Below are 12402 nucleotides of genomic sequence, written 5' to 3' on the forward strand. Positions count from 1 at the left end.
ACGTGGCTTCATCGACTGAAACCGGCTTTGTCCGGTGGGTGTTGGGAGCTGCCTCGATCGCCGTCTGCCTCCTCGCGTGGCAGACGGCATCGACGCTCCGGCTCAATCTCGGGCTCGTCACCTTCACCAACGTTCCGCCGCCGACGGACGTGCTCGAAGCAGCGCTTGCGCTCGCGCAATCTTCGAAGCTTTTCGATCACGTGAGCAGCAGCCTCGCTCGCGTCTCGGCCGGATATTCGATCGCGGCTGTCTTCGGCATCGCGCTCGGGCTTGCCATCGGGCGCTCCCGGCGCGCCGGAGACTTCCTGTTGCCACCGCTCGAAATCCTGAGGCCGATCCCCGCGGTGGCCTGGATCCCGCTCGCGGTTCTGATGTTCCCGTCGTCCGAAGCTTCGATGATCTACATCACCTTCATCGGCGCGCTGTTCCCGATCCTGCTCAATACCATTCACGGCGTGGAAAACGTCGATCCGCGCCTGATCGCGTCGGCGAAAAGCCTCGGCGGAACGCCGAGCGCGATCCTGCGCGAGGTGATCCTGCCGGGTGCCGCGCCCAGCATCGTCACCGGACTCGCCATCGGCATGGGCACGAGCTGGTTCTGCCTCGTCACCGCGGAGATGATCTCCGGCCAGTTCGGCATCGGCTACTACACGTGGGAATCCTACACGATCCAGAACTACCCCGACATCATCGTCGGAATGATCCTGATCGGATTGCTCGGCATGGGATCGAGCGCGCTGCTCCGCTGGGTCGGGGCCCTGCTTACACCGTGGCATACGTTGGGGGAAACGCGGCGATGAGTGGACGCGAAAGACAGGCGCGGACGGATCTCGGCCGCATCGAGGCCGAGCACGTTTCGATCCGTCTCGGCTACGGAGCCGAGGCCTTCGAAGCGGTGCAGGACGTGAGCTTTGCCATCGAGCCCGGCGAACTCGTCTGCTTGATCGGACCCTCGGGATGCGGCAAGTCGACCTTGCTCGGTGCGCTTGCCGGGCACATCGCGACATCCGCCGGAAAGTTGCATGTCGACGGCGCGCCGGTTGCCGGTCCGCATCCGGACCGGGGTATCGTGTTCCAGCATCACACGCTGTTTCCCTGGAAATCGGCGCGCGACAACGTCGCGTTCGGCCCCAAGATGCGCGGTATCGGAAAGGTCGAGCGTCGCCGGCAGGCGGATGAGATCCTGGAGCTTGTCGGCCTTGCGGATTTCGCAGGCCGCTATCCAAAACAGCTCTCGGGCGGCATGCAGCAGCGTGTCGAGATCGCGCGCGTGCTGGTCAACAAGCCACGACTGCTGCTGATGGACGAGCCGTTCGGCGCACTCGACGCGCTGACGCGCATCAAGATGCAGGAGCTGTTGCTCGACATCTGGACGCGTGTGCGCACGACCGTCGTGTTCGTCACTCACGATATCGACGAAGCCCTCTTTCTGGCCGACCGCATCATCGTCATGAGCCCGCGCCCGGGTCGCATTCTCGAGGTCATTCGTGTGCCGTTCGCAAGGCCGCGCGCGACCGAGATCGTTGCGACGCCCGAGTTCGGCCAGCTCAAGCGCCATTGCCTGGAGTTGCTGCACGTTCGGTCGGATAGCGCACCGCTGACGCGGCTCAGCCCGCTCGGTTTCGATACCGGCCAAGGCGGATAGGCTCGACGGATGGGCGTCCGGATTTCTTTTCGCGCGAGCTGGGCCCGTTGTGCCGGGTTCTGAATTGCGCGACGGTTGGGAGACTTAGGTTCGAATGACAAGCGAAACTGCGGGCGCGCCAATCGGCGAAGCCGAGACTTTTCATCTCTGGGTTTTCTCGGATGCGCACGTCGCGACGGATCGCGCCGTCGCCGCGGCCATCCGCAACGGCATGGGTTTCATTCCGCCCGCCGGATATCCGGAAAGCCTCGCCAACGCGCTTCGGCAATCGGAGGACGGGGGCGATCTCGGCGGGCCATCGTTCCGTTGGGACGTCGCACTCGATCTTGGCGACAATGCCGGCCTTTGGGATCTGCCCGACGATGCGCAGGGCGCAGAAGTCGTGCGCCAGCTCGGCGTGCTCAAGCATCACCGGCGCGAGCAGATCTATCCGGTGGCGGGCAATCACGACGGTTCGCCGGGTGACGCGCCATCGAGCCGCGGCAAGCCCGCCAACTGGTGGTTCCGCAAATGGCTCGATCCCCTCGGCGAGCACCGCGACCATTCAGGCGTCGATCCCGCGAAACGCCCCTACCCGGTCGAAGGCGTGTGGGATCGCTATTCGTTCAAGGTGGGAAACATCAACTTCCTGATGATGAGCGACCGCAACGATCTCCCCTACCCGGTCGGGCGGCAGGAATTCGGCGGCGGCTCGCCCGCCGGCGCGGTGACGGGCGGAACTTGGAACTGGTGGGTCGAGAAGGTGGAAGCGGCGCGCGACGCGAACGAGATCGTGATCAGCGCCCATCACCATATGTTGCGCGAGACGACCGTCGCCTCCGGCGATTTCGAGGGTGTTTCGCGCTATCCGGACGGACGCTACCGGCATGGGCGCTATCACGGCGTCGATGGCGTTCCGGAAGGCGCATCCTATCTCTACTTCGTTGACGACGAGCCGAAAGCGCAGAAGTTCGAACGCTATCTTGCCGCTCATCCCGGCTCCGTCGATCTCTGGCTCGGCGGGCACACGCATACCCATCCGGACGCGGTCGTCAGCGGACGCAGCCACATCGAGACGAAGTGGGGCACGAACTTCGTCAACTGCGCGCAGCTTTCGAAGTACCACTCGTTTGTCACATGCCCGCCGATGAGCCGCCATTTCACGTTCACGGCCGGGTCGCGTCTCGTCCGCGTGCGCTGCTACCTGCATGACGACAGCCATGCGCCGCAGGGCTGGTACCCGCCGGCCGAGCGCGTGATCGAATTGAACAAGCCTTTCGTTCCGGCATGACACGCCTCCGCGCCGCGATCAGAACGACATCCGTTATCGTGGCGCGCACACCGCACCTCATGCCCGCACTTTTCCGATCCGCGACTAAGGATCGGAAAATTTCTTCGTTCGTCCTGCGGAATGCAAATCGTACTCGTTCGAATATCGAGATCACTCCCTTTCAATGACAGGACACACGGTGGCGCGAGGCGTCTACGAGCAATCCCTGCATGCCTTTACGGGGTCTCGCGACGGATCTCCGGTCGCGGCGTTCTCGGCTCCTCTGCCGCCCCAGCGTCTGGTCGGGACTGCCTCCGGGGCGCCCGCGCTCGCAAATTCTCGGGATGTCTCAACGCCGCGCTTGAGGCTCGATCGCGTCACAGTCGATTTCGGCAAACGCCGCCATCCTGCCGTGGACGATGTTTCTCTTTCCATTGCCGCCGGCGAGTTCGTCGCTTTGCTCGGGCCGAGCGGTTGCGGGAAATCGACTCTGCTCAACGTATTCGCCGGCTTTCGAGCGCCGACACGAGGGCATGTCTATCTGGACGAGCAGCCTCATCTCGGTCCCTCGGCGCGATGCGGTGTGGTGTTTCAACGGCACTCCCTGTTTCCGTGGATGACCGTCGTCGAGAATGTGGCGTTCGGCCCGCGGCGGCTCGGCCTTCGCGATCCCCTCGGCATCGCACGCGAGCTCCTCGACCTCGTGGGATTGGGCGATGTTTCAGAAGCCTGGCCGTCGAGCCTTTCGGGCGGCATGCAGCAGCGCGTCGGTATCGCGCGCGCGCTGGCGACCAAGCCGCCTGTGCTCCTCATGGACGAGCCGTTCGGCGCGCTCGATGCGCAGACGCGGTCGCTCATGCAGGAAGAGCTGCTCTCGATCTGGGACCGACTGCGGCCTACGGTCGTGTTCGTCACGCACGATATCGAGGAAGCGATCTTCCTCGCCGACCGCGTGGTGGTGATGGAGGCGCTTCCGGGCCGGATCGCGCGCGAGATCCAGATTCCGTTTCCGAGGCCGCGCAGCCACGACATCTTCGATCAACAGGCTTTCATCGAGCGTCGGCGCGAGATCGCCGACATCATCCGCGTCGAAGCGCGGAAGTCCTTCCGATGAGCGCGCGGCGATCCCTGCTCGACAGCATTGGCGCTACCGGCACGGCGATTTTTCTGGGCGCCGTCGGGATCGCGATTTTCCTGTCGATCTGGACGATCGCGTCTCACTCGCTCGATAGCGCAGTGCTGCTGCCGCCTCCTCTCACCGTGCTTCAAACATACGGCGGGCTAATTGCGGACGGCTCTCTCGCCCAGGACGTGCGCGCCAGCATCGTCCGCGTGTTCGGCGGCTTCCTCATTGCGTCGAGCACCGCGGTTCCACTCGCGCTATTGCTCGCCTACTCGCGCATCCTGCGTGGTCTCGTGATGCCGCTCATTGCGCTGATCCGGCCGATTCCGCCGATCGCGTGGATCCCGCTGGCGATCCTTTGGATGGGGCTGGGAGATCCGCCGAGCTATTTCATCACCGCCATCGCCGCCTTCTTTCCGATCTTCCTCAACGCGTTTGCGGGTGGAGCCTCGTTGCAGGACGAGCACGTCAACGCGGCGCGCTCGCTCGGCGCGACGCCCTTCGCCCTGCTCAAGACCGTCATGCTGCCGTCGGCGCTGCCGATGATCGTGACCGGGCTCAGGATCGGCCTCGGGCAGGCGTGGATGGCCGTCGTCACGGCTGAGCTGGTCGCTGCACAAAGCGGGCTTGGCTACATGATCCAGATCAGCCGCCTCAACCTCGAAACAGCGCGTGTGCTCGTCGGCATGACCGTCATCGGCCTTCTCGGCGCGGTGATGATCGGGCTGATCGGCGTCTTCGAGCGGCGCGTCATCGTCCCTTGGCACTATCCACGCTAGAAAAGGAAACTCTGAAAATGTCTCGTCCGCTCTCACGCGCGCTTCGGGCTCTCGCTCTCGGCCTCGCCGGCGCGCTTGCCCTTCAAGGTTCGGCTCTGGCCGACAACACCAAGATCCGCATCGGATATCCTTCCGGCATGAACGGCCAGGTTCCGGTCGTGCTGGAGAAGGCGGGTCTTGCAGGCAAGCATCATCTCGACGCGGAGTTCACCGGATTCCAGTTCGGGCCGCCGCTGATGGAAGGGTTGGCGTCCGGCCAGCTCGACGCCGTGGTCACCAGCTTCATCCCGCCGTTCAACCTCGCCGTCAAATCCCCGGGATCGATCAAGTTCGTCGCGAGCCTCGGCCAGTCGACCCATTCGCTGCTGGTGCCGAAGGACAGCCCCGCGAAAACGCTTGAGGATCTCAAGGGCAAGAAGATCGGCCTCTCGCTCAACACCGAGTCCCATCTCGATCTGTTGCTGCTGCTCAAGGAAAAGGGCATCGACAAAGGTGCGTTCGAGTACGTCAACCTGCAGCCCAACGAACTGCCCGGCGCTTTCGAGACGGGCCTCGTCGATGCGGTTCTGATCCGCCAGCCGCAGACACAGCGCCTCGAAAAGAGCCTCGGCGCCAAGCGGGTCCACACCTGGCCGTTCTACTTCACCGCTCTCGTGCGCGCGGAATATCTGGCGAGCCACCCGGATGCGGTTAAGAACTTCATCGAGGCCCTGAAGGACGCCGTGTTCCATATCGCAACCAATCCGGACGAATCCGCAACCTGGTTTGCCGAAGCGCAGCGTCTCAATCCGGACGTCGTGAAGAGCCTAGCGGGCGAGAACCCGCTCTATGGCGTGAAGACGCGCGACGCGATCAAGATCGACGTGGACGATGCATTCAAGAAGCTGTTGGCGGACCGCCTCGAAGCCGGGACCAGCTTCGGCTTCGTCAAAGGCAAGCTCGATCCGGCAACGCTCGTTCCCTAGCGCGCCTCGTCTTTGACGATATGAACGCGACGGCCCATCGGGTTCCGGCCCGATGGGCTTTTTGCTGCTTCATCGGAAGTGCCACTGAAATAGTCAGCATTTCTTCTTCGTTAGCCGACTTAGATCAGGCGCGTAGTGTTTTTGCGATCAACGAATGGTGGAGACCTCTTGCCATGACGCTTTCTCGCAAATCGTTCGCGCGGACCGCGCTGACGCTCGCTTTCGGCGCCTTGCTGCCTGCAATCGCATCCGCGCAGCAGAAGATCTCGGAAATCAAGATCGACTGGGCAACGTACAATCCTGTCTCGGTCGCCCTCAAGAACGCCGGACTTCTCGAGAAGGAGTTCGAGAAGGATGGCATCAAGATCCAATGGGTGCAGTCGCTCGGATCGAACAAGGCGCTCGAGTTCCTCAACGCCAGCTCGCTCGATTTCGGATCGACCGCAGGCGCGGCAGCCCTCGTCGGCAGGATCAACGGAAACCCGATCAAGTCGATCTACGTCTATTCGCGCCCCGAGTGGGCTTCGCTCGTCACGCGCGAGGAAACCGGCATCAAGACGGTTGCCGACCTAAAGGGCAAGCGCGTTGCCGCCACGCGCGGAACCGACCCGCATATCTTCCTGATCCGCGCGCTGCAAGAAGCCGGCCTCAGCGAGAAGGACGTCACCGTCGTTCTGCTTCAGCACGGCGACGGCAAGGCCGCGCTGCTCCGCGGCGACGTGGATGCCTGGGCCGGCCTCGATCCGCTGACCGCTTCGGCCGAGATCGAGAACGGTGCGAAGATCTTCTATCGCAACAAGGAAGCCAACTCCTGGGGCGTGCTCAACGTGCGCGAGGCGTTCGCCGCCGAGAACCCGGATGTCGTGAAGCGCGTGCTTGCGATCTATGAGCAGGCTCGTGAATGGGCCGTCGCCCATCCTGCGGAACTCAAGGCGCAACTCGTGGCTGCCACCAAGCTGCCCGACGCCGTGATCGAGCGGCAGCTCAAGGAGCGCACCGAGCTTACCTACTCCAAGATCGGACAGCAGCAGAAGGATACGATCCTCGCAGCCGGACTCGCGCTTCAGAAGGCAGAGGTGATCAAGCCGGACGTGAACGTCCAGGCTGTCGTCGACGCGCTGATCGACGGCAAGTTCATCACGGCCTCGGCCGCGAAGTAAGCCGGGGTCCTTGATGCCTGCAGATGGCAGCCTTGCGCTCGAAGCGAGCGCTCCGGTCGAGCCGGTCCGGCGTCCCTCACGGGGCGCCGGATCCTATTCGGCCTTGGCCGGATTTCTGGTTCCCGTCGTGCTCGGGCTCGCCTGGGAAGCGGCCGTCCGGTTCGGAGTTGCGAACGGGCGACTGGTACCGCCGCCGTCGGTCATTTTCCAAACGCTTTACGAGCTTGCGATTACCGGCGAACTTTACACGCACATCAAGGCGACGCTGTTTCGCGTGCTCTCCGGTTTTGCCGCGGGAACGATTGCCGGCACGCTGATCGGCGCTCTCGTCGGATATGCGCAGACGGCACGCGTGCTGATCGATCCCTCGCTGCAGGGCTTGCGCGCTGTGCCCTCGATCGCCTGGGTGCCGCTGTTCATCCTGTGGTTCGGCATCTTCGAGGCCTCCAAGATCACCCTGGTGGCGGTCGGCGTGTTCTTCCCGATCTATCTCGGCGTGCTCGGCGCGCTGCTTTCGGTCGATCGCAAGATCGTCGAGGTCGGGCGTGCGTTCCGCCTCTCGTCGTTTGCGCTCGTCCGGCGAATTCTGCTGCCTTCGATCCTGCCGGCTTATGTCGTTGCTTTGCGCGGCGGGCTCGGCCTCGGCTGGATGTTCGTCGTCGCCGCCGAATTCATGGGAGCTTCCGAAGGGCTCGGCTATCTGCTCGTCGACGGGCAACAGCTCGGCAAGCCGCAGCAGATCGTGGCCGCCATTCTCACGTTCGCCATTCTCGGACAGCTCTCGGACTGGCTGCTGTCCAGGCTCACGGCACCGTTCCTGCGGTGGCAGGATTCCTTCGTCAGAACCTCGTGAGGCGCCATGCTTTCCGTCAACGGACTCGGCAAGACTTATCCCAACGGCACTGTCGCGGTGCGCGACGTGACGCTGACGATCGGCGCCGGAGAGATCGTCTCGATCGTCGGCGGCTCCGGCTGCGGCAAGAGCACGCTTCTGCGCCTGCTTTCGGGGCTCGATCATCCGACCGTCGGCACGGTCGAGGTTGACGGCACGCAGATCGTCGGCCCGCATCCTGCCGTCGGCATCGTGTTCCAGGAGCCGCGCCTGCTGCCGTGGCTCACGGTCGAGAACAACATCGGGTTCGGCCTCGCGCATCTCTCGCGCGCCGAGCGTCGGGATCGGGTTCACACTGTGCTTAAGCGCGTCGGACTGTCGGACTATGGGTCGCGCTGGCCGCGCGAGCTTTCCGGCGGGCAGAGCCAGCGTGTGGCGATCGCGCGCGCGCTGGTGACGCGGCCGAGCGTGCTCCTGCTCGACGAGCCGTTCTCCGCGCTCGACGCCTTCACGCGGGTCGAGTTGCAAGACCACCTGCTCGAGATCTGGGAGGATACGCGCCCGACTCTCGTGCTGGTGACGCACGATATCGAGGAAGCCGTCGCGCTGGCTTCCCGCGTGGTGGTCATGCGCCCGTTCCCGGGCCGCGTTGCGCAGATATCGGACGTTACGCTCGCGCGGCCGCGCGATCGGCTGTCGCATGCCTTCGACGACGAGAAGCGCGCCATTCTTTCGGCGCTCGATACCACGCTCGCGCACGCAGGCACGCTGAGGACACGCCCGGCGGCAGCGGTCCCGGCCTGACCTCCCGCGCAACTTCGAGCCGCCATGAGAAAAGCGCGCCGATCTCAACGATCAGGCGCGCTTTGTTTTGTGTCTCGCGGGTCTTGCTGGCCCCGATGCGGCGATATCGGAAGAAACCGCGCACCGGGGCCGAGGCCCATGCGGGGCCTGCGAGCCTGAGACGCAAGCGGGGACGCGTCTCAGACTCACCAAGATCAGGTCGTGGTGGCGAACAGGTCGCTCGAGAAATAGCGCTCGGCCGACGACGGCGCGAACGTCAGGATGGTCTTGCCCTTGAACTCGGGACGGCGGGCAACTTCGGCTGCGGCCGCAACGTTGGCGCCGGTCGAGATGCCGCCCGGGATGCCTTCGATCTTGGCGACCTTGCGCGAGGTCTCGAATGCGATGTCGTTCGAGACGGTCACGACGCCGTCGTAGATCTTGGTGTCGAGAACGGCCGGCACGAAGCCCGCGCCAATGCCCTGGATCTTGTGGGGGCCCTTCTGGCCACCCGAAAGAATGGGGCTTGCATCCGGCTCGACAGCGAAAATCTTGAGATGGGGAATGCGCTGCTTCAGCACGCGGCCGACGCCGGTGATGGTGCCGCCGGTGCCGATGCCCGCGACGATCGCGTCGAGGTTGCCGCCGGTGTCCTTCCAGATTTCTTCCGCCGTCGTACGCTCATGGACCAGCGGGTTCGCCGGGTTGTCGAACTGGCCGGGAATGATCGCGTTCGGCAGCGTCTCGGAGAGCTCCTTGGCGCGCGCGATGGCGGCACCCATGCCGCCGGCAGCCGGCGTCAGCTCGAGCTTCGCACCGAGGTGAGCCAGGATCTTGCGGCGTTCGAGCGACATCGATTCCGGCATGACGAGGATCAGCTCGTAGCCGCGTGCGGCGGCAACGAAGGCCAGCGCGATGCCGGTGTTGCCGGAGGTCGGCTCGACGAGTGTCGTCTTGCCAGGCTGGATCTTGCCTTCCTGCTCGAGCACGTCGATCAGCGAGACGCCGATGCGGTCCTTGACCGAGGAGAGCGGATTGAAGAATTCGAGCTTCAGGAGGATGCGGGCCGGGATGTCTTCGGCGGCCTGGAAGCGATTGAGAGCCACCACAGGCGTATGGCCGATGGTTTCGGTGATGTTCTCATAGATTCGACCCCGGCCCCAACCCGTGGTGGCCTCAAGAGTCTTTATTCTGACGATATCGTTCATGACCCGCTCCGTACGTAAGAGATTCGGGCCAACCTATTGATCCCAGACGCGGCGCGGAAGGACGAATATTTGCAAAGCTTTTCATAAAATGCTTTGCACGACTTTGTAGTTGCGCCCCAACGGGTTGGACCTAGGTTTAGCCTTTTTTCAAGCATCGGGGGCTCAAAGCGCATGAGCGAGATCCGCGCGTTCGACATTGCCGTCGTTGGCGGAGGGTTCGGGGGAGCAGCCGTCGCCTATCACTTGGCACGCCTGCGGCCGAGCGCGTCGATCGTCGTTTTCGAGCCGCGCGACTTTCTCGGCGGTGGGCTCGCCTATGATGATGCCGACCCGGCGCACCGCATCAACGTGCCGGCCACGCGCATGTCGCTCATTCCCGGAGATGACGGCCATTTTGCGCGCTGGCTCGAAGCGACAGGGGCCGGGCGGGATGATCCCGATATCATCGGGCGCGACGGGTTTCTCTATCCAAGACGCGCGGTGTTCGGACGCTATGGCGCGTCCCATCTCGATCCGCTGATCCGAGCGGGGCGCGTCACTCATATCAAGGCCCGCGTTCAGTCGCTCGATCGCGCGCACGGCCAGTGGTCAATTTCGACAGGATCCGGGGCTCCGTTTCGCGCGCGGATCACGGTGCTGGCGACGACGCATCCCGCGCCGGAGGCGCCGCCGGTTCTGGCACAGGCCGGCGCCGATCCCCGGATCGTCGGGGATACTCTCGCGCCCGACGCGCTCACGGGAATCTCGCCGGACGCGCAGGTCGTGATCCTCGGCACCGGGCTCACGATGGCGGATGTGGTCGCCTCGCTCGACCGCCAGGGGCACACGGGACCGATCATCGCCGTATCGCGCAGGGGGCTGCGATCGCGCGGACACGCTACATCAGCCGCCGAGCCGTTCGGGGATTTTACGGATCCGGCGCCGCCTGCCTCGCAGTTTCTGAGAAAGATTCGCCAGACGCTGCACGAAGCCAACGCACTCGGCCTCTCCTGGCACAGCGTCATCGACGCCGTGCGCGGACAGGCGCAGGTGTTCTGGGGCAAACTCTCGCCGCGCGACCAGAGCCGGATCGTCAAGCACCTGCGTGTCTACTGGGATGTACATCGGTTCCGCATCGCGCCGCAGGTGGAGGACGTTCTCAACAGGCGCACGGCGTCCGGATCGCTTCGCGTTCTCGCCGCCTCCCTTGTCGCGGTGAAGCCGGACGCGCGCCATATCGACGTCGTCGTCCGCCGTCGTGGGCAGCAGACCTTGGAAACGATCGCTGCCGACCGTGTGATCGTGACGACAGGCCCCGCCCATCACAAGATTCTCTCGACACAACCTTACCTGGCCGCGCTCAGCGCAGCCGGGCGGATTACGGCCGACCATCTGGGGCTTGGCATCGCGGTCGACGCGGACAGCCGGGCCCTCGATGCGCAAGGAACACCAGGAGACGGGACGTTGCTCGTCGCGGGACCGCTCGCGCGCGCAAGGTTCGGCGAGCTGATGGGACTTCCCCAGGTTTCCGAGCATGCGCTCAGAGTTGCGGAAGAAGTTTCTCACCTTCTCGAAACCTCCGGCGTCGCGGCGCGCGACGCTTTGGAAGTCAATTAACACCCGCCAAACAAAGACGCGGGACACGTTTCCGTGCCCCGCGTGCGCATTTTCTATCAACCTGCGATTAGCGCTGGCCTGCGTCCGAGCTCTTCTTGCCGGTCGCGGACCAGATCTCGGCATCGGTCGCCTTCACTTCCTTCGGAAGCAGGCCTTCGCCGAAGAACGCATCGGCGATCTTCTGCTGCTCGGAGAGACCTTCCGCGGTCACGCCGCGGACATGGTAGCTACGGCGCTCGTTCGCCTTGGTCACGATGTCCTCTTCGAGCTTCCAGGCCGGCGCCAGGATCTTTGCGGCTTCAACCGGATTGGCCTTCACCCACTTGCCGGTGCTCTCCAGCAGTTGGAAGTAAGCTTCGATGACCTTGGGATCGCTGGCGGCAAATGCCGACGAAGCCAGGTAATAGCGCTGGTACGAGGCGAGGCCGGTGCCGTCCGAAAGAACGCGCGCGTTGACCTGCTTCTGTGCGGCCGACACGAACGGATCCCAGACGACCCAGGCATCCACTGCGCCCTTCTCGAACGCGGCGCGTCCGTCTGCCGGCGAGAGATATGCGGGCTCGATCTCCTTGAACTTGACGCCGCCCTTGGCGAGCGCCGCAATCAGCAGATAATGCGCGCCGGCAGCCTTGGTAACGGCGACCTTCTTGCCCTTCAGCTCAGCGAGATCCTTGAGCGGCGAATCCGGCTTCACGAGGATAGCCTGCGCTGTCGGCGACGGCGCTTCCTGCGCGACGTAGGTCAGCTTTGCACCTGCCGCCTGCGCGAAAATCGGTACGGTGTCGGCAACGTCGGCCGAAAGCTCGATGGCGCCGACGTTGAGCGCTTCGAGCAGCGGGAGCCCACTCGTGAACTCGTGCCAGGAGACCTTGTAGCCCAGCGCGGCCAGACGCTTCTCGAGCTCGCCGTTGGTCTTCAGAATCGTCGCCAGCGTCGAAGATTTCTGGTAGCCGATCCGCACATTCTTGGCTTCATCGGCGTTTGCCGGCGTGAGCGGAGCAACCGCAACGCCCAGCACGGCGGCGATCGGCAAAAAACGGCTCAATAGATTTCGCATCGTGC

Annotated in this window: 12 protein-coding genes; 10 read left to right on the top strand and 2 right to left on the bottom strand. The window is 64.1% G+C overall.

From position 1 onward, the window contains the following. The first annotated feature begins 2 nt into the window (after positions 1 to 2). The 9 genes from RCO24_RS02645 (at position 3) to RCO24_RS02685 (ending at position 8557) form a co-directional block, all read left to right on the top strand. Entirely contained in the window at positions 3 to 800 is a 798-nt protein-coding gene (locus tag RCO24_RS02645; protein WP_308959847.1) for an ABC transporter permease, read from the top strand. Further along, a complete protein-coding gene (locus RCO24_RS02650) occupies positions 797 to 1645 on the top strand; it encodes an ABC transporter ATP-binding protein (protein WP_308959848.1) in 849 nt (282 codons plus the stop codon). Before RCO24_RS02645 ends, RCO24_RS02650 begins: the two co-directional genes overlap by 4 nt. Before the next feature lie 94 nt (positions 1646 to 1739). Beyond that, positions 1740 to 2915: a metallophosphoesterase gene (locus RCO24_RS02655; protein ID WP_308959849.1), complete on the top strand. Its 1176-nt coding sequence runs from the start codon at positions 1740 to 1742 to the stop codon at positions 2913 to 2915. A 163-nt stretch (positions 2916 to 3078) separates the two neighbouring features. Further along, on the top strand, positions 3079 to 4008 hold the full coding sequence (locus RCO24_RS02660) for an ABC transporter ATP-binding protein (protein ID WP_308959850.1): 930 nt from the start codon (positions 3079 to 3081) through the stop codon (positions 4006 to 4008). Continuing rightward, positions 4005 to 4796 carry an ABC transporter permease gene (locus RCO24_RS02665; protein ID WP_308959851.1) on the top strand — a complete coding sequence of 264 codons (792 nt, stop codon included), beginning with the start codon at positions 4005 to 4007 and terminating at the stop codon, positions 4794 to 4796. The genes RCO24_RS02660 and RCO24_RS02665 overlap by 4 nt, the downstream gene beginning before the upstream one ends. 17 nt (positions 4797 to 4813) lie before the next feature. Continuing rightward, positions 4814 to 5761 (top strand): NrtA/SsuA/CpmA family ABC transporter substrate-binding protein, encoded by a 948-nt coding sequence (locus RCO24_RS02670; protein WP_308959852.1) that lies wholly within the window; start codon positions 4814 to 4816, stop codon positions 5759 to 5761. A gap of 173 nt (positions 5762 to 5934) precedes the next feature. Continuing rightward, positions 5935 to 6921: an aliphatic sulfonate ABC transporter substrate-binding protein gene (locus tag RCO24_RS02675; protein ID WP_308959853.1), complete on the top strand. Its 987-nt coding sequence runs from the start codon at positions 5935 to 5937 to the stop codon at positions 6919 to 6921. A 13-nt stretch (positions 6922 to 6934) separates the two neighbouring features. Continuing rightward, on the top strand, positions 6935 to 7774 hold the full coding sequence (locus RCO24_RS02680) for an ABC transporter permease (RefSeq protein ID WP_308959854.1): 840 nt from the start codon (positions 6935 to 6937) through the stop codon (positions 7772 to 7774). A gap of 6 nt (positions 7775 to 7780) precedes the next feature. Beyond that, a complete protein-coding gene (locus RCO24_RS02685; RefSeq protein ID WP_308959855.1) occupies positions 7781 to 8557 on the top strand; it encodes an ABC transporter ATP-binding protein in 777 nt (258 codons plus the stop codon). A gap of 194 nt (positions 8558 to 8751) precedes the next feature. On the opposite strand, the gene cysK is transcribed toward RCO24_RS02685, so the two are convergent. Beyond that, the gene (cysK, locus tag RCO24_RS02690) at positions 8752 to 9744 is read right to left on the bottom strand and encodes a cysteine synthase A (RefSeq protein WP_308959856.1); all 993 of its coding nucleotides are present in this window, start codon (positions 9742 to 9744) and stop codon (positions 8752 to 8754) included. A gap of 171 nt (positions 9745 to 9915) precedes the next feature. On the opposite strand from cysK, the gene RCO24_RS02695 reads away from it, so the two are divergent. Continuing rightward, positions 9916 to 11340 carry an FAD/NAD(P)-binding protein gene (locus tag RCO24_RS02695; RefSeq protein ID WP_308959857.1) on the top strand — a complete coding sequence of 475 codons (1425 nt, stop codon included), beginning with the start codon at positions 9916 to 9918 and terminating at the stop codon, positions 11338 to 11340. A 67-nt stretch (positions 11341 to 11407) separates the two neighbouring features. Here the strand turns inward: RCO24_RS02695 and RCO24_RS02700 are convergent, their stop codons facing one another. Continuing rightward, positions 11408 to 12397 carry an aliphatic sulfonate ABC transporter substrate-binding protein gene (locus tag RCO24_RS02700; RefSeq protein ID WP_308959858.1) on the bottom strand — a complete coding sequence of 330 codons (990 nt, stop codon included), beginning with the start codon at positions 12395 to 12397 and terminating at the stop codon, positions 11408 to 11410. Positions 12398 to 12402 lie beyond the last annotated feature (5 nt).

Source organism: Hyphomicrobium sp. LHD-15 (genome assembly GCF_031157355.1).
Taxonomy (GTDB): Bacteria; Pseudomonadota; Alphaproteobacteria; order Rhizobiales; family Hyphomicrobiaceae; genus Hyphomicrobium_C.

What these genes read in the sequence shown, in the direction of transcription:
- RCO24_RS02650 (WP_308959848.1), top strand. Translation starts at nt 797, where the DNA reads ATGAGTGGACGCGAAAGACAGGCGCGGACGGATCTCGGCCGCATCGAG.
- RCO24_RS02655 (WP_308959849.1), top strand. Translation starts at nt 1,740, where the DNA reads ATGACAAGCGAAACTGCGGGCGCGCCAATCGGCGAAGCCGAGACTTTT.
- RCO24_RS02660 (WP_308959850.1), top strand. Translation starts at nt 3,079, where the DNA reads ATGACAGGACACACGGTGGCGCGAGGCGTCTACGAGCAATCCCTGCAT.
- RCO24_RS02665 (WP_308959851.1), top strand. Translation starts at nt 4,005, where the DNA reads ATGAGCGCGCGGCGATCCCTGCTCGACAGCATTGGCGCTACCGGCACG.
- RCO24_RS02670 (WP_308959852.1), top strand. Translation starts at nt 4,814, where the DNA reads ATGTCTCGTCCGCTCTCACGCGCGCTTCGGGCTCTCGCTCTCGGCCTC.
- RCO24_RS02675 (WP_308959853.1), top strand. Translation starts at nt 5,935, where the DNA reads ATGACGCTTTCTCGCAAATCGTTCGCGCGGACCGCGCTGACGCTCGCT.
- RCO24_RS02680 (WP_308959854.1), top strand. Translation starts at nt 6,935, where the DNA reads ATGCCTGCAGATGGCAGCCTTGCGCTCGAAGCGAGCGCTCCGGTCGAG.
- RCO24_RS02685 (WP_308959855.1), top strand. Translation starts at nt 7,781, where the DNA reads ATGCTTTCCGTCAACGGACTCGGCAAGACTTATCCCAACGGCACTGTC.
- cysK (WP_308959856.1), bottom strand. Translation starts at nt 9,744, where the DNA reads ATGAACGATATCGTCAGAATAAAGACTCTTGAGGCCACCACGGGTTGG.
- RCO24_RS02695 (WP_308959857.1), top strand. Translation starts at nt 9,916, where the DNA reads ATGAGCGAGATCCGCGCGTTCGACATTGCCGTCGTTGGCGGAGGGTTC.
- RCO24_RS02700 (WP_308959858.1), bottom strand. Translation starts at nt 12,397, where the DNA reads ATGCGAAATCTATTGAGCCGTTTTTTGCCGATCGCCGCCGTGCTGGGC.